Origin of the sequence: Aliidongia sp. (assembly GCF_035943795.1) — a bacterium.
Taxonomy (GTDB): Bacteria; Pseudomonadota; Alphaproteobacteria; order ATCC43930; family CGMCC-115725; genus Aliidongia.
This window is the reverse complement of sequence record NZ_DASZBY010000081.1, coordinates 23,968-42,289: the sequence shown is the minus strand read 5'-3', so window position 1 is coordinate 42,289 and position 18,322 is coordinate 23,968. Positions and strand designations below refer to the sequence as shown.

The 18,322-nt window shown below is 62.8% G+C and carries 17 protein-coding genes; 10 read left to right on the top strand and 7 right to left on the bottom strand.

The window, feature by feature from the left end:
- Positions 1–150 precede the first annotated feature (150 nt).
- Both VGV37_RS14045 and VGV37_RS14040 read right to left on the bottom strand, forming a co-directional pair.
- Positions 151–447, bottom strand: coding sequence for a hypothetical protein (locus VGV37_RS14045; protein ID WP_326880319.1), 297 nt, complete (start codon positions 445–447; stop codon positions 151–153).
- 62 nt (positions 448–509) lie between these two features.
- Positions 510–872: a transposase family protein gene (locus VGV37_RS14040; RefSeq protein WP_414637994.1), complete on the bottom strand. Its 363-nt coding sequence runs from the start codon at positions 870–872 to the stop codon at positions 510–512.
- Positions 873–1,142: 270 nt separating this feature from the next.
- Here VGV37_RS14040 and VGV37_RS14035 point away from each other — a divergent pair, with 270 nt between their 5' ends.
- Positions 1,143–2,699: a 4-hydroxyphenylacetate 3-hydroxylase family protein gene (locus VGV37_RS14035; protein WP_326880318.1), complete on the top strand. Its 1,557-nt coding sequence runs from the start codon at positions 1,143–1,145 to the stop codon at positions 2,697–2,699.
- Between the two features lie 35 nt (positions 2,700–2,734).
- Here VGV37_RS14035 and VGV37_RS14030 read toward each other — a convergent pair whose 3' ends face one another.
- A complete protein-coding gene (locus tag VGV37_RS14030; RefSeq protein ID WP_326880317.1) occupies positions 2,735–3,379 on the bottom strand; it encodes a helix-turn-helix domain-containing protein in 645 nt (214 codons plus the stop codon).
- A gap of 145 nt (positions 3,380–3,524) precedes the next feature.
- On the opposite strand from VGV37_RS14030, the gene VGV37_RS14025 reads away from it, so the two are divergent.
- Genes VGV37_RS14025 through VGV37_RS14015 form a run of 3 tightly spaced genes read left to right on the top strand, consistent with a single transcriptional unit; the run spans position 3,525 to position 8,414 of the window.
- Positions 3,525–7,031: an indolepyruvate ferredoxin oxidoreductase family protein gene (locus VGV37_RS14025; protein WP_326880316.1), complete on the top strand. Its 3,507-nt coding sequence runs from the start codon at positions 3,525–3,527 to the stop codon at positions 7,029–7,031.
- A gap of 21 nt (positions 7,032–7,052) precedes the next feature.
- Positions 7,053–7,904, top strand: a complete 852-nt coding sequence (locus tag VGV37_RS14020) for an isocitrate lyase/PEP mutase family protein (RefSeq protein ID WP_326880315.1) — start codon at positions 7,053–7,055, stop codon at positions 7,902–7,904.
- A 48-nt stretch (positions 7,905–7,952) separates the two neighbouring features.
- Positions 7,953–8,414, top strand: coding sequence for a DUF2000 family protein (locus VGV37_RS14015; RefSeq protein ID WP_326880314.1), 462 nt, complete (start codon positions 7,953–7,955; stop codon positions 8,412–8,414).
- A gap of 72 nt (positions 8,415–8,486) precedes the next feature.
- On the opposite strand, the gene VGV37_RS14010 is transcribed toward VGV37_RS14015, so the two are convergent.
- Both VGV37_RS14010 and VGV37_RS14005 read right to left on the bottom strand, forming a co-directional pair.
- A complete protein-coding gene (locus VGV37_RS14010; RefSeq protein WP_326880313.1) occupies positions 8,487–10,157 on the bottom strand; it encodes an acyl-CoA dehydrogenase family protein in 1,671 nt (556 codons plus the stop codon).
- A 120-nt stretch (positions 10,158–10,277) separates the two neighbouring features.
- The gene (locus VGV37_RS14005) at positions 10,278–10,898 is read right to left on the bottom strand and encodes a TetR/AcrR family transcriptional regulator (protein WP_326880312.1); all 621 of its coding nucleotides are present in this window, start codon (positions 10,896–10,898) and stop codon (positions 10,278–10,280) included.
- 345 nt (positions 10,899–11,243) lie between these two features.
- Between VGV37_RS14005 and ilvN the strand changes: the two genes are divergently transcribed.
- From ilvN to VGV37_RS13975, 6 genes are all read left to right on the top strand, one after another.
- Entirely contained in the window at positions 11,244–11,810 is a 567-nt protein-coding gene (gene ilvN, locus VGV37_RS14000) for an acetolactate synthase small subunit (RefSeq protein ID WP_326880311.1), read from the top strand.
- A 5-nt stretch (positions 11,811–11,815) separates the two neighbouring features.
- Complete coding sequence (locus VGV37_RS13995; RefSeq protein ID WP_326880310.1) at positions 11,816–12,883, top strand: branched-chain amino acid aminotransferase; 1,068 nt, start codon at positions 11,816–11,818, stop codon at positions 12,881–12,883.
- A 237-nt stretch (positions 12,884–13,120) separates the two neighbouring features.
- On the top strand, positions 13,121–14,176 hold the full coding sequence (locus tag VGV37_RS13990; RefSeq protein WP_326880309.1) for a succinylglutamate desuccinylase/aspartoacylase family protein: 1,056 nt from the start codon (positions 13,121–13,123) through the stop codon (positions 14,174–14,176).
- Between the two features lie 128 nt (positions 14,177–14,304).
- The gene (locus tag VGV37_RS13985; protein WP_326880308.1) at positions 14,305–15,273 is read left to right on the top strand and encodes a homocysteine S-methyltransferase family protein; all 969 of its coding nucleotides are present in this window, start codon (positions 14,305–14,307) and stop codon (positions 15,271–15,273) included.
- 327 nt (positions 15,274–15,600) lie between these two features.
- Positions 15,601–15,879 (top strand): hypothetical protein, encoded by a 279-nt coding sequence (locus VGV37_RS13980; protein ID WP_326880307.1) that lies wholly within the window; start codon positions 15,601–15,603, stop codon positions 15,877–15,879.
- Entirely contained in the window at positions 15,876–17,003 is a 1,128-nt protein-coding gene (locus tag VGV37_RS13975) for a DUF6398 domain-containing protein (protein WP_326880306.1), read from the top strand. Before VGV37_RS13980 ends, VGV37_RS13975 begins: the two co-directional genes overlap by 4 nt.
- Here VGV37_RS13975 and VGV37_RS30335 read toward each other — a convergent pair.
- Positions 16,982–17,296: a TOTE conflict system archaeo-eukaryotic primase domain-containing protein gene (locus VGV37_RS30335; RefSeq protein ID WP_414637993.1), complete on the bottom strand. Its 315-nt coding sequence runs from the start codon at positions 17,294–17,296 to the stop codon at positions 16,982–16,984. The two genes, VGV37_RS13975 and VGV37_RS30335, sit on opposite strands and share 22 nt — an antisense overlap.
- On the bottom strand, positions 17,214–18,317 hold the full coding sequence (locus VGV37_RS13970) for an NAD(P)-dependent alcohol dehydrogenase (protein ID WP_326880305.1): 1,104 nt from the start codon (positions 18,315–18,317) through the stop codon (positions 17,214–17,216). Before VGV37_RS13970 ends, VGV37_RS30335 begins: the two co-directional genes overlap by 83 nt.
- Positions 18,318–18,322: the final 5 nt, after the last annotated feature.

Here is an 18,322-nt window from a genome sequence, read left to right as displayed (position 1 = left end):
GATCATAACATTCTCGGTTGTACGGCGGCGAAGCGCTAGCACATTAGCACTGCCTTCGAGATTCTGATCCACTGCGCAGTGAGCAGGCCAACGGTCGAGATGACAGCTACCTGTCTGCGGTCCCTACCGGATGGTTACAATAGATCCGGGCTACGCCGTTGTGGAACGAGGCTCGATCTCAATCGTGCCTTCGTCATGGAGTTCGGCCGATCCTGAGCCGGAGGTATCGTCCATTTCGTCGAAGCCCTCCCAGGCGAAGAACAGAGTGCGCTTGCCGTATTGGAGGGCCATGCCGCTCTGGAGCGCGCCGAAGGCGAACTCGCCGCGACCGCCGGTCTCGAAGAAGATGTAGGCGGGTCCGCAGAGGTCGAGGAAGTCGCGATCCCAGAGATCGGCTTCGATGATCCGCCACCGGCCGAGCAATTGGCAGTTGGCCGAAGCGCTCATGGTGCCGCTCTCAGCTTCGGGATGCGGACCAGATTGTATGCGGCCGCCGCGAATGTAAACGCTCAGTCCACCTTGGCAGGCAGGGTGTCATTGCTGACCGGCAGCATCAGCCGCCGCGCAAAGCTTGCCGCCGGACGGCCGCCCAAGGCGAGCCCCAGATGGTGAACGAGATGATCCAGTCGGGCCGTGCGGCGCGCCCACGGCGCCAGAAGGCTGCTGGCAAACCGCTCGGCGGAGATCCGCCGACCGCAAAGCACGGCATCACAGTAAAACCGCCGGGCCAGGACCAGCAGGCGAACCGCACGGCCGGCGATCGGCAGATCGGCTGCACGCCGATGATATCGACTATGAACGCGCGCCGATCTCGTGCCGCAACCCGGGCAAATACTCGCGCCACAGATGGAGCGCGCGACGATAGCCGCCACCGCGTCCTCAAGAGTGGCGCTCTCGACTACGAAGCCGACTGGCACCAATGCCGACGGCTGGAATACCTGCCCCGTGATGTCGTCTCCCCCGGAACGACACGAGCAGAATCGAGGTCAACGCGGGCGAGGCGCTCGCGATTGAGGCGACTGGTCTCTTCGGCATAGGCGCGCAAGGCGGCCCTCGATCGGAGTGCCTTGTAGAATATATTGACATGTCATTGAATTTTTGAACAACGTTATAATCTGTTTTTTGCAAACGGAGTCCTGGCCATGTTTCTGTCGTCAGAAGAATATCGCGAATCCCTTCGTCGCCTCAAACCGCGCATCTTCGTCGACAGCCGGCTGGTGGAGTCGGCGGCCGATGATCCGGCCTTTGCACCGGGTGTAAATGCGGTGGGGATTACGTACGATTTCGCCTTGCGGCCGGAATATCAGACACTGATGACGGCGCGGCAGCAGACGTCCGGCAAAATGGTCAACCGGATGCTGCACATCAACGAGAATTCACAAGATCTTCTCTACAAACTCGAAGCCGTGCGGCTGCTTTGCCAGGAATCCGGGTGTGCGCAGCGCTATGTTACGCACGACATGCTGAATGGGCTTTATCAAGCGACCGATCTCGCCGACCGAAACCACGGCACGACGTATCACCAGCGGGTCGTCAACTATATTCACTATGTCCAGGACAATGACCTCGCCGTCGGCGGCGCCATGACGGACGCCAAGGGCGATCGTTCGAAACGGCCCGGAGCACAATCGCAGCGCGATACCTATGTACACATCGCGGAGCGCAGGCGGGACGGCATCGTCATCCGGGGAACCAAGGCGATCGTCACCGGCGCGCCGTATATGCATGAGTTCCTGGTCATGCCGTGCCGGACCATGACGAAGGAAGAGGCGGACTTCGCCGTCTGTTGCGCCGTGCCGGTGGACGCGCCCGGCATTACCATGGTGGCGCGCCCGGCGGGACGGCCGGGTGAGGCAACGGCAAAATTCTCGAACAAATATGGTCAGTCCACGGCTGTCGTCATTTTCGACGATGTTTTCGTGCCGTGGGACCGTGTGTTCCTGGCAGGCGAATACGAAGAGGCCGGGATCGCGACGACCAACTACGCGACGCACCATCGTCATTCCTGCATCGGAGCCCGCGCCGGTTTCGGCGATCTCCTGATCGGTGCCGGAGCCCTGATGATCGAGGCAAATGGACTCGATGCCGATCGGCACGGGCATATCCGCGATGCAATGGTCGAACTCATCAAGATCGTCGAAGGCTTTTACGCCTGCGGGGTCGCTTCATCGGTCTATGCCGTGAAGGATCCGGCGGGATCGGTGATGCCCGACGTCGTCTTCTCGAATATCGGCAAGCTGCTGCTGGCGACGCAAATCTACGATATGCACCGGCTTGCCCACTATGTTTCGGGGGGGCTCATCGTTTCGCTCCCCGGTCCTGACGAGGACCACAATCCGGAGACCCAGGCGTCGCTCGCGGCGGTTCTCGCTGGCCGGCCGGACATTCCGGCCACACAGCGGCTCGAGGTCTCCCGGTTCCTCGAAGATCTGACGGCTTCCTACCAGGCGGGTTGGTATTCGCTGATCTCGCTGCACGGCGGCGGCTCGCCGGAGGCAATGAAGCGCGAAATCTGGCGCCACTATCCGGTATCGCAAAAGGTCGATCTGGTGGAGCGGCTCCTCGATCGCGGCGTGTTGGCGGAGGGGCAGCAGCCTTCGAAGCAGCCGGGCCGTTGCTGCGTCACGGGCTGTCAAGTCCCCGAGCCGGCCGTACCGGTTCTTACGGGGACGGACAGCCGCTTGATCGCCGCCACGTGAGCGCCGCCTGGAGCACGGAACGCCCAGTTTTATCCTTACACCGCCATTGTCTTGCAGCGGCCTTCGAACTGGATGGCGACGGATTGCGCATACATTTCCATCAATACGCGCGGTTCCAGCGCAAATATCCTGATACGCCGCGTGTGCTTCAGCAGGAGAAGGCCGACAGCGTGGGCAAATGCCGATGCGGCGCAGGCGCGCGCCTCATCGGCATCGAACCCGCATTGCCGAGCGGCCTCCGAGACTGGCGCCAAGCTCCTAAGCAGGCTTTCATTCAAGGCAGCGTCGGCTTCCCGCGAAATCCCGTGTGGCCGCATGCCACCACCGAACAGATAGAATCCGAAATCCAGGTCGCGCGGGTCTTCCGCAAAGAAATCGAAAAATGCGAGAGTTGCCAGTTGAAAGCGCTGTTCGGGTTTCTTTGCGTCGACGACGGCGCGCTCGACGCTCTCGACCAGGCGACCGATCAGCTCCTGCAGGATCGCGCCGTAGATCGCTTCCTTGCTGGGAAAATAAAAATAGATCGCCCCGGCCGTGTAGCCGGCTTCCCGAGCGATCGCTCGAATGCTGGCACGGTCCAACCCTTCCGATTCGAATACGCGACGAGCCGCCGCCAGGATCAGGGAGCGCTTCAGCTCGCTGACGGCTTCCGTCCGTTCGGCTTTAGCCGAAATTGTCATACCATTTGCTCCCGTTCCGTCGATTTTACGCCAATGCCGTCAAAAAAAGAAGCGTAGCTCTTTCTAGCATTGTTGATCGATTAATTGAACGATGTTAGAAATTATGACTGACAATCCTTCAACCTCAGCGACGCGAGTGCGACCGATGGATTTGGCTTCCGTGACATTGGACGACAAGTATCGCCTCGAAAAGGGCCGCGTTTATCTGAATGGCCTGCAGGCCCTGACGCGCCTTCTTCTCATGCAACGTCACCGCGACGCCGCCGCCGGTCTCAACACGGCGGGCTTCGTCAGCGGCTATCAGGGTTCGCCGTTGAACCATATGGGCTCGACACTCCGGAATGTCGGCCCACTCCTGGAAAGCAATAACATTCATTTCCAGCAGGGCCATAATGAGGAACTGGCCGCGACCGCCGTATGGGGCTCGCAGCAGGTCACCTTGATGCCCGGCGCCCGCTACGACGGCGTCTTCTCGCTCTGGTACGGCAAGTGGGCGGGGGTCGGCCGCTGTGGCGACACCTTTCTGCACGGCAATTCAGCAGGAGCGGCCCGGCACGGAGGGGTCTTGATCGTCTGCGGGGACGATCACATGGGGCATTCCTCCACGGTGGCCACCCAGAGCGAAGGCATGTTGTTGTCGCCCTTGATCCCCGTGCTAAATCCGGCCGACTTGCAAGACTATCTCGATCTCGGTCTGCACGGTTGGGCGATGTCCCGCTACTCCGGCTCTTGGGTCGGCTTCAAGGCTCTCGAGGAGACGGTGGAAAGCTCAGCGTCGGTCTATGTCGACCCGGACCGCGTGAAGATCATCTTGCCGACCGATTTCGAGCTGCCGCCAGACGGATTGAACATCCGCCTGCCTGATCAGCCGCTGCAGATGGAACGGCGCATCATCGAATTCCGGTTACCTGCAATTCAGGCTTATACGCGGGCCAACAAACTCGATCGCGTGACGATCGACAGTCGCACACCCCGACTGGGCATCGTCACGACGGGCAAATCTTATCTGGACACCCTCAAGGCGCTCGATCTTCTCGGTCTCGACGCCGCGTCCTGCGAAGAGATCGGAATTCGCCTCTACAAGGTGGCGGTGACATGGCCGTTGGAGCCCGTCGGCCTCAGGGCCTTCAGCGAGAATCTCGAAGAGCTGCTGGTTGTCGAAGAAAAGCAGCCGTTGATGGAAACGCAGATCAAGAACCAGCTGTTCGATCTGCCGAGCGGTCGACGACCGATCGTTCTGGGCAAGAGGGAGGCCGTCACCGATCCTGAGTTGCGCGGATATCTCCTGCCGGCGACCGGGGAGCTGTCGCCCGAGCAGATCGCCAGGCTGATCGCGCGGCGGATTGCGCGCTTCCATCGCGACAGCCACCTCGAGGATACGGCGGCGACCATCGCCGCGAAGGAGGAGGCGCAAGCGAAACCATCGCTGTCACCGCAGTTGCGCGGCTATCTCAGCGACGCGGGGCGGGTTCCGTACTTCTGCTCGGGCTGTCCACACAATACGTCGACACGCGTCCCGGAAGGCAGCAGCGCGATCTCCGGCGTCGGCTGCCACTTCATGGCGAGCTACATTTTTCCGGACTCGAAGATATTCTCGCACATGGGCGCGGAGGGGGCGGCATGGATCGGACAGGCCCCGTTCACGGATACCAAGCACATGTTCGCCAATCTCGGCGACGGCACTTACTATCATTCAGGATTGCTTTCGATCCGGGCCGCCCTGTCGGCGAAAGTCAACATCACCTTCAAGATCCTGTTCAACGACGCGACCGCCGCCACCGGCGGCCAAGCGCTTCCCGATGCGCTGTCCGTCCCCGGAATCGTGGCGCAGTTGACCGCCGAAGGCGTCGCCAAAATCGTCGTCGTTTCGGATGAGCCGGAGAAGTACGGCAAGGCTGATTTTCCCGCGGGCATTGCCGCGCGGCACAGGGACGAGCTCGACGCGACGCAAAAGGAACTGCGCGAGGAACTCGGCGTGACGATCATCGTCTATGATCAGACTTGTGCAGCCGAAAAGCGGCGGCGGCGCAAGCGGGGCACATTCCCCGATCCGCAGCGGGGCGCGTTCATAAACACGCGGGTGTGCGAGGGCTGCGGCGATTGCAACGTCAAATCGAATTGCGTCTCGGTGCTGCCCGTCGAGACCGAGTTCGGTCGCAAGCGTGTCATCGACCAGTCGTCCTGCAACAAGGATTTTTCCTGCACGCGAGGATTTTGCCCCAGCTACGTGACGGTCGAAGGCGGGAAGCCGCGGAAGGGCAAGGCGCTGGCGGCCGACACGATTGCGTTCGACAAGCTGCCGGCGCCGACCCTGCCGACGCTCGCGACCCCCTATGGCATGGTGATCGCGGGCGTCGGCGGTACCGGCGTCATCACCATCGGGGCTCTGCTCGGCATGGCGGCGCACATCGAGGGAAAGGGTGTGGGCGTCCTCGACATGACCGGCGTGTCGCAGAAAGGCGGCGCCGTCACCACTTTCGTCCGCATCGCCGATCGGCCCGAAGCCGTCAAGTCGATCCGTGTCGCGGCAGGGGAGGCCGACGCCGTCATCGGCTGCGACCTCCTGGTGACATGCGAGACGAAGGTGCTCTCGCGTGCACTCAAGGGCCGCACCCGCGCCGTCGTCAACACGAACCGGCTGCCGACGGTGGCGTTCATCCGGGACCCCGACCTCAAGACCCCTTGGGGCAACATGGAAGCCGGGCTGCATCAGACGTTCGGGGCGGGTGCGGCCAATCTCGTCGATGCGACGAGGCTGGCGAACGCCCTGCTCGGCGATGCGATCACCAGCAACATCTTCATGCTGGGCTACGCTTTCCAACATGGCCTCGTCCCGCTTTCCCTCGCCTCGCTGTTGCGGGCCATCGAGATCAACGGCGTGAATGTCGAGCAGAACAAGCTCGCCTTTCAATGGGGCCGCGTTGCCGCCCACGATCCAGCCGAGGCGGACAGGCAAGCACTCGGCGGTGCGGCTCAAACGGCAAATGAGCGGATCGACATCTCGCTCGACGCGACGATCGAACGGCGAGTTGCTTTCCTGACCGGCTACCAGGACGCCGCCTATGCCGCGCGATTCACCGACCTGGTGCGAAAAACCCGGGCAGCCGAAGCGGCCCTGTCGCAAAATACGATCCTCACCGAGGCCGTCGTCCGCGCCTATTTCAAATTGCTCGCTTATAAAGACGAGTACGAGGTCGCGCGCTTGTATACCGATGGCGAGTTCGAAAGGCAGGTGCGGGAGAACTTCGAGGGTTCCTATCATCTGCGCTATCAGCTCGCGCCGCCGCTTCTCGCGCGCTTCGACGCAAAACTCGGCGAGCCGCGGAAGATGTCCTTTGGGCCCTGGCTGCGACCGGCCCTGAAGCTGCTTGCACGGCTGCGAAGCCTGCGCGGCACTCCCTTCGACGTCTTTGGTCACACGGCCGAGCGACGCGAGGAGCGTCGGCTGATCACGGCTTATGAAGCGACGATGGCCGAGTTGCTCGGTCGTTTGAACCCTTCCAACGTCGCGCTCATCGCCGAGATCGCCGCATTGCCGGAAATGGTCAGGGGCTATGGGCACATCAAGCATGACAGCATCGTCGCGTTCGAAAAGAAGCGAAGCGAGCTCCTGGCACGGCTGGACGCCGTGTCGGCGGCAATTGCCGCCTGACGAGTTGGAATCGGCCTTGTCGTGGTGGGGATCGTGATCGAGCGGAAAACCTGGCGGCAGCTGCTCGATGCACACAAACCCCTCGTTCTGCCGGGAGCGCATGATGCGCTGTGCGCCCGCTTGATCGAACGCGCGGGCTTCCAGGCCTACGTCATCGGCGGGTTCGGGCTATCGGCAGCGCGACACGGGCTCCCGGATATCGGCCTGATCGGTCTTGGCGAAATGGCTGCGGGCGTTCGCGACATCATGGCGGCGAGCGCTCTGCCCGTGCTCGTCGACGCCGATAACGGGCATGGCGATACGCGGAACGTGACCCACACGGTCGAGACCTACGAGCGTCTCGGGGTATCCGCCTTGTTCCTCGAGGACCAAGTGTCTCCAAAGCGATGCGGCCATTTCGCCGGCAAGGACGTGATTCCAATCGACGCGATGGAGCGGAAAATTCGAGCGGCCGCTGCCGCACGCCACGACAAGGAGCTTTTCCTGATCGCCCGCACGGATGCCCGAAGCGTCCATGGCCTCGATGACGCGCTCAGGCGCGCAGAGCGCTACATCCGTGCAGGAGCCGACGGGCTCTTCATCGAAGCGCCCCGATCGGTCGAGGAACTTCGGACGATCGCGGGTGCGTTCGACGTGCCCCAGTTCTGCAACATGCTGGTCGGAGGCCAGACGCCGATCCTCGGCAACCAGGAACTGGGCGAGATGGGCTTTGCGATGATCGTCCATGGCACGACGCTCGCGATGAGCGTGGCCAAGGCCATCGATGACACGCTTGCCGCCATCCGCGACGACCGGCTGGATGCATCGACGTTCTGGACCCTTCCGGATTTCACGGGAGCCCTCCAATTGGAGCGGTGGAGCGACATCGAATGAGCAACCGGCCGATCGTCGGGCGGTTGTGCGACACGAGCGGAGCAGAAATTGGCCTATGCGGATAATCACAAGAAATTCGTCGCGGTCATCAATCGACGCCATTCGCTGCCGACGGCGCTCAACGCGCTTGGCCATGTCACCGCAGGGTTGGCGGCACGCCTCGGACAGGAGCCGGACTATCTCGACTACCCCAATCTCGCCGAAGGATTCGTCGCTGCGATCTCGCGCTTTCCCTTCATCGTTCTCGAAGCGAAGAACTCGAGCCAACTCGCTGCGTTGCGTCGGGCTGCCGCACAACGCGACCTGCCTCACAACGTCTTCATCTCCGCCATGATCGGCGGCAGCTCGGCCGAACATCAGGTCGAGCTTACCGGCGCGGCCCGCGGGCACGACGTCGATTACGTGACGATCGTGCTGTTCGGGAAAACCGAGGATCTGGATCCTCTAACCCGGAAATTCTCGTTGTTGCGGGACCGCCGGAATGAGGGCCGTACCGACGAAGCGGAGTGACGTGGCGGGTGTCGGCGGCGTACTCCCGAGCCTCACCCTGCGTGCGCTTCGAGAGCCGCGATCGAACGTGCCTCAGACCGCGAGCCGCGCCCGCGACAGGATCGCCTCCATATCGACATCGGGCGGCAAGGTTCCAAAAGCGCGGCCCCATCGGCCGTCGAGGCGCGCGGCGCAGAAAGCGTCTGCCACCGCCGGCGTCGAATGCTGGACGAGCAATGCACCCTGTAGCGCGAACACCATCATCTCGACCAGGTGCCGTCCGCGGTGTTCGAAATCGGCGAGGTTCGACAATTCCTGCTCGAGCCGCGCGATGTGCTTGTCCAGCCGGTGATCGGCGTTCTTCGCCTTCTTGACCTCGTCGAGGAAAGCGGCGATCGAGTCCGGCTCACGCTGGAAGGCCCGCATCACATCGAGCACGATCACATTGCCCGACCCTTCCCAGATGCTGTTGAGCGGCGCCTCCCGATAGAGCCTGGCCATCAGATGCTCTTCCACGAAGCCGTTGCCGCCGTGGCATTCGAGCGCCTCATGGATGAAAGCGGAAGCGCGCTTGCAGGTCCAATATTTCGCGATTGCGACGGCGATGCGCTCGAACCGGCGTGCACCTTCGTCGCCGCGCTGCACCTCGTCGCAGGCCCGCGCGACACGGAAGGCGAGGAGCGTGCTGGCCTCGCTGTCGACCGCGAGGTCGGCCAGCACATTGCGCATGAGCGGCTGGTCGATCAGCCTTCTCTGAAACGCACTGCGATGGCTGGTGTGATGCAGCGCCTGCGTCAGGGCGTGCCGCATCATTGCCGCCGAGCCCAAGGTGAAATCGAGTCTGGTCAGGTGGATCATGCCGACGGCGGCCCGAATTCCTCGTCCTTCTTCGCTGAGAGCGTAGGCCAGCGTATTCCTGAATTCGACCTCCGACGACGCGTTGGACCGGTTGCCGAGCTTGTCCTTGAGCCGTTGGATGAAAAAATTGTTGCGGCTGCCGTCCGGCAGGATACGCGGAATGATGAAGCAGGTCGGGCCCCGGTCGGTATAGGCCAGCGTATAGAAGCCGTCGCACATCGGCGCCGAGCAGAACCATTTGTGCCCGGTGATCTCGTAGAGCGCTCCCGGACCGGCGCCGTCGACGGCGACCGCCCGTGTCGTGTTGGCGCGCAGGTCCGACCCGCCCTGCTTTTCCGTCAGGGTCATGCCGATCGTGGCGCCGGTCTTTTTGGAAATGTGAATCGGCCGAGGGTCGTATGCGGTCGAATTCAGCGCCGGCGCCCAGGTTTCCCCAATGACCGCCGTCTGCTGGATGATCGGAACCGCGGAATAATTCATTCCGGTAGGGCAAGCGGTGCCATTCTCGGCCTGGTTCCATAGATAGCTGAGCGCCGCGCGTGCGACGTGCGCGCCCGGGCGCTTGTTGTTCCAAGCATAAGAATGCACCCCCGCGCCAAATGAAATGCGCATGAGTTCGTGATAGGAAGGGTGGTACTCGACGAGATCGATGCGTTCGCCGCGCCGGTCGTGCGTCTTGAGTTCGGGCAAATGTCGGTTCGCCTGCCGAGCGAGTTCCCGAGTGGCCTCGCTGCCGCAGACTGCGCCGAATGCCGCCAGATCCTGTTCCGCCCAACCGCCTCCCTCCCGGTCTACGGTCTCGCGCAGGATAGCGTCGCCTTCGTAGAGGTTCACGTCGGGCAGGAACGGCACCTGGTTGACGACCTCATGGGTCGCCACGTCCTTTTTCGCGAGAGTGACCGGCATAGTGCATCCCTTCCGTATGAAATGAACACAATTCATTTCATACGGAAGGGATGCCGCTGTCAAGAAGCCCCGCGTCCTGCATCAGGCCGCGCGCGAGGATCGCTCCCTTGCTTTGCCGGGTTAGTGCGTCTTCGATGCATCCACCGCCCGGAGGCAGAAGGCGCGCATCTCGTCGACGAGATCGACGGATGGCTCTTCCGTCACTGCGCTTTCCGTCGCCAATGCGTCGTTCAACGACTCCATCAAGGCGCCGACGATCGCCGCCGCAGCCGCAGCAGGGTTCTGTTGGGCGAATTCACCGGTTTCGACGCCGTCCGCAACGATCCGCGCGATCACCAGTGCCAGCGCCCGACGATAGTGCCGTCGCGCGCCTGAAATGCCGACGTCGATCGGCTCGACGATAAGCAGGCGGGCGAGCCGAGCCCCGCGCAGGGCGCGGTCCACGAAAGTCGACACCGCAGTGTCGAGCCGATCGCGCGCGCGCGCGTCGGATTGGGCGATGCCCGCGATCACGTCGAGTTCGTGCTGCGAGGCGAGGCGAACGACCTCTGTCAGAAGGTCGGTCTTCGATGGGAAATACCGGTAGACGGTGCCGGTCGCGACAGACGCCCGCCGCGCCACTTCGACAATGGGTGCATCGAGCGAACCACCCTCCATGACGAGATGGCGGGTGGCCGATAGAATGCGAAGCCGCTTGTCTTCCAATTGCTCGCGGACCCGATCCGTCTTGCGATACGCCATTCAAATCTCTTCGTTCACGTTGCCACCAATACGAATTCCAGCCCATCGCGAGATGATCGCGGCATGCGCTACCGGGCGGATAAGGCAAACTCTCCGTCGTTCTTCCGTCTGCTCTGCGCCAGCGCCTCCGACGGCACGACGGGCCTGGCGAGGGCCCGGTGGACCAGGTTATCGAACGATCTCAAAGGCGCAATCTCGCAATGCTCGGTGGCGACGTCGGTTCGTCGATCCGGACTCTCGACTAGACGCGACCGACACGCCGAAGCGCGCGAGCGCGATCTGCATCGTTGACATAAAATTTGAACCTTGTTTAATATGAGAAACAGATGTTCATTTAATTAGGTCATGATGACAGAATCCGACGAGCGCCGCGCGATCATTTCCATCGTTTCCGACAACGAACCAGGCGTCCTGGCGCGTATCGCGGGCATGTTGTCGGGGCGCGGCTACAATATCGATAGCCTGACAGTGGCGCCGATCGATCGCAAACGCGCCCGATTTACCATTCTGACGACGGGCTCCACCGCGATCGTCGAACAGATCATCGCGCAGCTCGGTCGATTGATCCCCGTGCACTCCGTGTTCGACCTGAATGAGACGGAGGATTTCGTCGCGCGCGAACTCGCGCTTATCAAATTGAGGCCGTGCGATGTCGCGAGCATCGACATGGTCAATCTCGCCGAGATTGAAAGCATTCGGACAATCAGGTCTCACGCCGACGCAGCAGCCATCTTCGAATTGACGGGCACGACGCAGCAAATCGATCGCTTCCTGACCCGATTGACCTCCGCTGCCGACATCGAGATCGTGCGCACCGGCATTGCGGCAATTTCTACGAAAACGCATCCGCTCGACGGCATCGAACGGTCTGAAAGCGCGCATTCCCTCCCGTCAGTGATAGGACAAGGTTAGACGCAATGGCACCCGTTCACGACATTGGACTTCAAAGACCGCTCCCGTCGGGTTTCGGCACGGTCTTCACGGACCACATGTTCCTGGCCAACTATAATCGCAGGCTCGGTTGGCATGACCCCCGAATCGTCGATAGAGGGCCGCTTCCGCTCGATCCCGCGGCGACGGTGCTGCACTACGGCCAGGCCGTCTTCGACGGCCTCAAGGCATTCCTCGGTCACGACGATATCTTGCGCACCTTCCGGCCGGAGGCGCACGCGGAAAGGCTCAATCGATCTGCCGAACGGCTCTGCATGCCGACGCTCGACAAACGCTTCATCTGCGCTTCGTTCGACCAACTGCTCGAGCGCGATCGCGACTGGGCGCCGCCCGCGCCGGCGGCACTCTATCTCCGGCCGACCATCGTCGGAACAGAGCCGTTCCTGGGCGTCCGCTCTGCGAACGAATTCGTCTACTTCCTGATCATGTCTTCGGTTGGTGACTATTATCCGAACGGCTTCAGCCCGCTACGCCTCCTCGCGTCCGACCGATTTTCCCGCGCCGCGCCAGGCGGGCTGGGATCGGCGAAGACGCCCGCAAACTACGCCGCCAGCCTGCTTGCGGCACACCAGGCCCAGGCGGAAGGCTTCGATCAGGTGCTCTGGCTGGACGCCGTGCATCACCGCTATCTCGACGAGGTCGGAATGATGAACATCATGGTTCAGATCGCCGACGAGATCATTACACCGCCATTGAGTGATACCATCCTCGCCGGTGTTACCCGAGACAGTTGTCTTGCGATCATGCGCGACTGGGGCCTCAAGGTCAGCGAACGTCCTATCGCTATCGACGAGATCATCGCAGCCGGAAACGACGGCAGCCTGAAGGAGGTTTGGGGTACCGGCACGGCCGCAATCGTGGCACCGATCGGCGAGATCGCCTTTCGGGACCATCGTGTTACGATCGGCGGCGGTAGGATCGGTCCGATGACGCAGCGCCTCTACAACGCTGTCAGGCAACTCCAGTACGGCCTCGCACCTGACGCGCGCGGGTGGCTGCGAGACGTCCGCGCAGCAACCGCGACGGCTCCATAGCCGGCTGCCGTCGACAGACAGGCCGCGGCCATAATCGTTCTTCATGGCGAAACTACACGCGCGCTTATTTGTGGAGGGCGGCTGGCCTGGACCCGCTGCCCGTCCGGACAGGTCGCCTCCGTTCGCCTGGAATCCATCGATCCGGGCTGGTCCGCGAAGCCTCCGCCGTGTTCCTGCCAATTCGCGACGGTCCAGCGCCTAAGCCATGCGAATGCTCCGCGACGGGAAGACCAAGCGATGTCCCAAAAATCGATGATTTCCTGTTCGATCTCACTGGAGGACGAGGGCGTGCGGTTCGGACACCTGCGCGTTCCCCACTCGGTGCACCGCTCCGCCTATGGTCACATTCCGATACCCATTGCTGTCGCCAAGAACGGCGATGGCCCAACCCTGCTGTTGACCGGCGGCGTGCACGGCGATGAATACGAAGGACCGATCGTCCTGACGAAACTGATGCAGAAACTCGAAAAACTTCCAGTGTCCGGCCGCGTCATCATTCTCCCGTCGGTCAATCATCCGGCCTATCTGGCGGGAACGCGCACGTCGCCGATCGACGGGCTGAACCTCAATCGAACTTTCCCCGGTAACCGCAACGGGTCCGTGACCCAGATCATCGCTCACTTCGTGGCCAGCGAGCTTCTACCGCTTGCCGACTACGCCATCGACATGCATTCCGGTGGGTCATCGCTGCAGTACTTACCCACGCTCTTGGCGCCGAGGTGGGACGACCCTGAAGACATGCAGATCATCGACGGTCTGATCGCCGCCTTCGCCCCAACGCGCGTCGCCTTTTTCGACAGCCGCAGGTCGCCGGATGGCGAAGATCGTGTCTTCGGCAATGCGGCTTATCACAATAAATGTCACTTCCTGACAGGGGAGTTTGGCGGCGGATCGAGCGTGAATCCCAAAGGGGTTGGGGAGTTGCAGGATGGGATCGCCGGGCTCATGCGGCATATCGGCGTTCTCCGCGACGATGAGCCATCTGCGCCAGCCTATATTCGTTTCCTGTCGATGAACGATGACGGCCTCTTCGCTTTCGCGCCGCAAGCCGGCGTGTTCGAACCCGTGTTTTCCCTCGGCGACGAGCTTCCCGAGGGCGCCCTGGCCGGGCGCATTTACGACCCGGTGAACCCGTGGCTGCCTCCGGTGGAAGTCCACTTCAAATCGGCCGGCCTCGCCATCTGCGTCCGAACCTTCGCCCTCGTGGAGGCTGGTGATTGCCTGGGGCACCTGGCAAGCGACCTCGTCAACCGAGATGGCCCTGTACGAGCATCGGGACTGAAGCGATGCTGAGCTTCCTGCCGATCCAGCCGATCGATCTCTTGAAATGATCCCTCTATCATCGGCGGTCCGGGCGAAATTCGGCGCGGCCGGTTCGGCTTGATACGGGACGACGTCGCGATCAATGACGGGGAAAGCCCATGGGTAGCGAAACTGCGCCGCGAACAGCTCGTTACCGCCATTCTCTACCGCAGCTATCGAGCGATTTGTTCCTGACGGACGGGGGTCTGGAGACCGACCTCATCTTCAATCATGGCATCGCCATCGAAGGGTTCGCAGCCCACACGCTGTTGTCGAGCGAGACGGGGCGGGCGGCGATGGATCGCTACTTCGACGGCTTCCTGTCGCTCGCACGCGAGGTCGGCGCGGGCTTCATCCTACACAGTGCGACATGGAAGGCGCATCGCCACTGGGCCGATGCGCTGGGTGCGACCGTGGCCGAGCTGAAAGCCGCGAATGAGGAAAGCATTCGTTTCATCGCCGGGTTGAGACGGCGGTTCGCCAACCCTGCAAAACCGATCGTCCTGAACGCGATCATCGGGCCACGCGGCGACGCTTACAGCCCCGAGGTGGTCATCCCGGTTCGGGAAGCCGAAGATTATTTCAGCGAACAGATCGGCTGGTTGGTTCAGACTGAAGCCGACATGATAAGCGGCATGACCTTCAGCCAGGCGTCCGAAGCAGCCGGTTTCCTGTGCGCCGCGCGCCGCGTCGGGATGCCGGCAGCGCTGTCCTTCACGGTCGAAGCCGACGGCATGCTGGCGACCGGCCAGAGCCTCGGCGATGCCGTTCGCGAAGTCGAGGCGGCGTCGAACGGCTATTGTGCCTACTACATGATCAACTGCGCCCATCCGACTCACTTCGCTCCGGCCCTCGGGCAGGCCGATTGGACACGGCGGATAAGGGGCTTGCGCGCCAACGCCTCGACCAAAAGCCACGCCGAACTCGACGGCGCGAGCGAACTCGACGCCGGCGATCCTGGCGAGCTTGCCGAGCACTATCGATCGCTGGCAGCCCGCATGCCGTGGATCAACATCTTCGGGGGATGCTGCGGCACCGATCTGCGCCACGTCGCGAAGATCGCCGAGGCGATACGGCCGCTCCGCTGATGGCGAAGACGGCTGGATATCTCCAGACGCACTCGCAGCTCCCGGCAGCGGGATTTCTCGCAAGATCAGAGAGGCTGGCATTTCCGGGCCGGTGTCGAGCAGGGCAGTTTAGAGCGAGATGGGTATTCCGGTGGGCGAAGGCCTGGTGGCGCATGCCGGCGATCATGAGCGGTTCGGGGCGCTTGGCAGGAATCTCCGGGGACCTCTAGAATGGCGCGCCCACCCAAAGATTGGCCGCATTCAGTGATCGATAATCCCGACCAAGTCGAACGGCTCCTCGCCAAGCTCACGGCGTCTCTACCCCTTGCCGCGACTACGGAGCCGGCCTTGGCCGCGATGATCAAGGCCGAATCGCCGGGAACCGATCCGTCACGATGCAACATCACATGGGCCAGCTATAGCGGCGATGAAGGCGGCATTCTCTGCAAGCTCGACTTCGGCCAGGAGGAGGGCGTGAAAGCTTTCTTGGTGTCGATCACCCATCTGGTTTTCGATCGCAAGGCACCGCTGGCGCGCGAGATCGCGGCCTATCAGAAGCATCGCGTCAAGCGGTTGCGCCGGCTCGGCAATCCGGCGAACCCTGGTCCGGAGCATCCTGGGGCATGAAGGACTCAGTGCCGAAGGCGATGGCCGCGCACCACCAAGCGGTGGTTGCCCTAACGGACGCATTCTGTCGTCAGCATCTCAACGAGGAATATGCCACCCTGGCCCGACGGGCGGTGGCGGCGCTGTGCCGCAAGCGACCGAGTCCGATCGTCTCAGGAACCGCGCCCACATGGGCGTGCGGCGTCCTGTATGCCTTGGGCCAGGCGAACTTCCTCACCGACAAGAGCTCGACGCCATCCATGTCGATGCAGGCACTGTGCGCCGGTTTCGGCGTCGGCGTGAGCACCGGCAGCAACAAGGCCAAGGCCGTGCGGGATGCGCTCGACATCAAGCGCTGGGATCATCGCTGGCTGTTGCCGAGCCGTCTCGGGTCCATGCCGATGGTTTGGATGGTTGAGTTCGATGGTTTCACGGTCGATGCTCGCGGCCTGCCGCGCCCGCTCCAGATCGCCGCCTTCGAGAACGGCGCAATTCCCTACGTCCCGGCCGACGGGCCGGCCGGCGACGGCGGCATTCGCGAGGCCATTCTCGCCCGGTATGATGAGTATCGCCGGACCAATACCGACCTCCAGACCGACTTGGCGAAGCGGCTCTGGACGGGCTCGATCACGCAGATTGCGCTTCGCCTTGGCCTGATCGAGGCGAAGGACGAAGGGAACGGGTGGGATCTGGATGACCTCGCCCCCGCCGCCGATCTTGCGCTCTACGCGCCGGACAGCGGCGGAAGGGCAGCGGTGCATCGGTACGCAGCCGAGAAACCGGATCGACGCCCCGCTCTCGCTCAGAAAGTGCTGGGGGCCATGGGTGCCACCGTGTTCTCGATCTTCCGCGTCGACGGCTGTCATCGCGGTGCCGGAGTCGATCTCACGGATCTGATCTCGGGCCAGCGCCTGTGGGTGGTCGACCGCGGTCTTGAGGCGTCTGCTTTCGCCGGCGTGGAAGTGGCGCTTCGGCTGTTCCGGCCAGACGAATTCTGGATGACGACAGGCGTTGCCATTCAGATCGACAAGGGCGTCTGGCGGAAATTGGAGGCTGTCGGTGTCATCCGCAGATCCGCACTGCCGTTGCCCTCGCTGGACCGCGAAGCCTTGGCCGAAACGCTCTATCGAGTCGTTGCCCATTGACCGAAATTGGCGGGAAGCAGAGCGTATGGCGGGACGAGGGATCTATCGCCGGTAAGATGGGACCGAAGAGCGTCGTCGCTCAACAGAACGAATGCCTGACTTGAACACTCCCCGCACATGACCTGCGGCTTTCCGCAAACGCCTCGAACCCACTCGTTCCGGCACACCGGCGAATAACCTGCTTTGTCCAAAGAGCGTGGCCGTCCGGGATCAGGACGGCGCACGTACGATGGGCTTGATGGCTCTGCCGCTTTCGGAGTCCTCGACGGCGCGGTTGATGTCCGTGAATTCATAGAACCGGACCAGTCGATCGAACGGAAAGCTGCCGCCACGATGGAGGTCGATCAGACGCGGGATGAAGATATCCGGCCGGCTGTCGCCCTCGACGATGCCGCGAATGTGCCGGCCCCCGCTCAGCAGGTGGGTCAAGTCGGTGCTCAGCCGCGCGCCGGCCGGCGAAGCGCCAACGATGCCGCAGGTTCCGCGCGGGGCCAGCACGCGCACGGCCTGCTCGATCGCGGCGGGGACCCCGGTCGCATCGATCGAAAAATCGACGCCATATCCGGTCAGGGCCATGATCGCGGCGACAACGTCCGTGTCGGCGGCATCGATGGGGTCGGTGGCTCCAAGCTCCTTGGCCAGCGCCAGCCGGCCTGGATGCAGATCCACGGCGATGATCCGGGATGCCCCGACGATCCGCGCCGCCATGACGGCGCTGAGGCCGACCGAGCCCAGGCCGAACACGGCGAGGCTCCGGCCCGCCCCGATGCGGAGCGCGTTCATGACCGCGCCGGCGCCGGTCTGGATGCCGCAGGCAAGCGGGCCCATCAGTTCGAGCGGCACGTCTTTCGGCACGACGACGACATTGCGTTCATGGCAGAGCGCGTGGCTGGCGAAAGACGACTGACCGAAGATATTGCCATGAATGGGTCCACCGCGCTGCGACAGACCGGAACTGCCGTCGGATCGCGTGCCGAGGAAGTTGCGACCGAAGAAATCGTGGCAATAGCTTTCGGCATCCTCTCGGCAACTGGGACACACGCCGCAGGAATTGAAGCTCATCACGACGTGGTCGCCGGCGGCGACCTTGGTGACATCGGCCCCGACGCGCTCGACGATGCCGGCGCCTTCATGACCGAGCACGACCGGATGGGGCACCGGCAGATGCCGATCCCGCATCACCATGTCGGTATGGCAGATGCCGGTCGCGACGATACGGACCAGGACCTCGCCGGGGCGAGGGTCTTCCAGATCCAGCGCCTCGATCGAGAAGGGCGCGCTCGGCGCCCGCGTCACTGCCGCCCTGATCTCCATCGTTC

Coding starts and splice junctions, on each gene's coding strand:
- VGV37_RS13970 (WP_326880305.1), bottom strand. CDS start 18,317: ATGGAGATCAGGGCGGCAGTGACGCGGGCGCCGAGCGCGCCCTTCTCG.
- VGV37_RS13990 (WP_326880309.1), top strand. CDS start 13,121: ATGTCCCAAAAATCGATGATTTCCTGTTCGATCTCACTGGAGGACGAG.
- ilvN (WP_326880311.1), top strand. CDS start 11,244: ATGATGACAGAATCCGACGAGCGCCGCGCGATCATTTCCATCGTTTCC.
- VGV37_RS13975 (WP_326880306.1), top strand. CDS start 15,876: ATGAAGGACTCAGTGCCGAAGGCGATGGCCGCGCACCACCAAGCGGTG.
- VGV37_RS30335 (WP_414637993.1), bottom strand. CDS start 17,296: ATGAATTCACGGACATCAACCGCGCCGTCGAGGACTCCGAAAGCGGCA.
- VGV37_RS14030 (WP_326880317.1), bottom strand. CDS start 3,379: ATGACAATTTCGGCTAAAGCCGAACGGACGGAAGCCGTCAGCGAGCTG.
- VGV37_RS13985 (WP_326880308.1), top strand. CDS start 14,305: ATGGGTAGCGAAACTGCGCCGCGAACAGCTCGTTACCGCCATTCTCTA.
- VGV37_RS14010 (WP_326880313.1), bottom strand. CDS start 10,157: ATGCCGGTCACTCTCGCGAAAAAGGACGTGGCGACCCATGAGGTCGTC.
- VGV37_RS14035 (WP_326880318.1), top strand. CDS start 1,143: ATGTTTCTGTCGTCAGAAGAATATCGCGAATCCCTTCGTCGCCTCAAA.
- VGV37_RS14045 (WP_326880319.1), bottom strand. CDS start 447: ATGAGCGCTTCGGCCAACTGCCAATTGCTCGGCCGGTGGCGGATCATC.
- VGV37_RS13995 (WP_326880310.1), top strand. CDS start 11,816: ATGGCACCCGTTCACGACATTGGACTTCAAAGACCGCTCCCGTCGGGT.
- VGV37_RS14005 (WP_326880312.1), bottom strand. CDS start 10,898: ATGGCGTATCGCAAGACGGATCGGGTCCGCGAGCAATTGGAAGACAAG.
- VGV37_RS14025 (WP_326880316.1), top strand. CDS start 3,525: ATGGATTTGGCTTCCGTGACATTGGACGACAAGTATCGCCTCGAAAAG.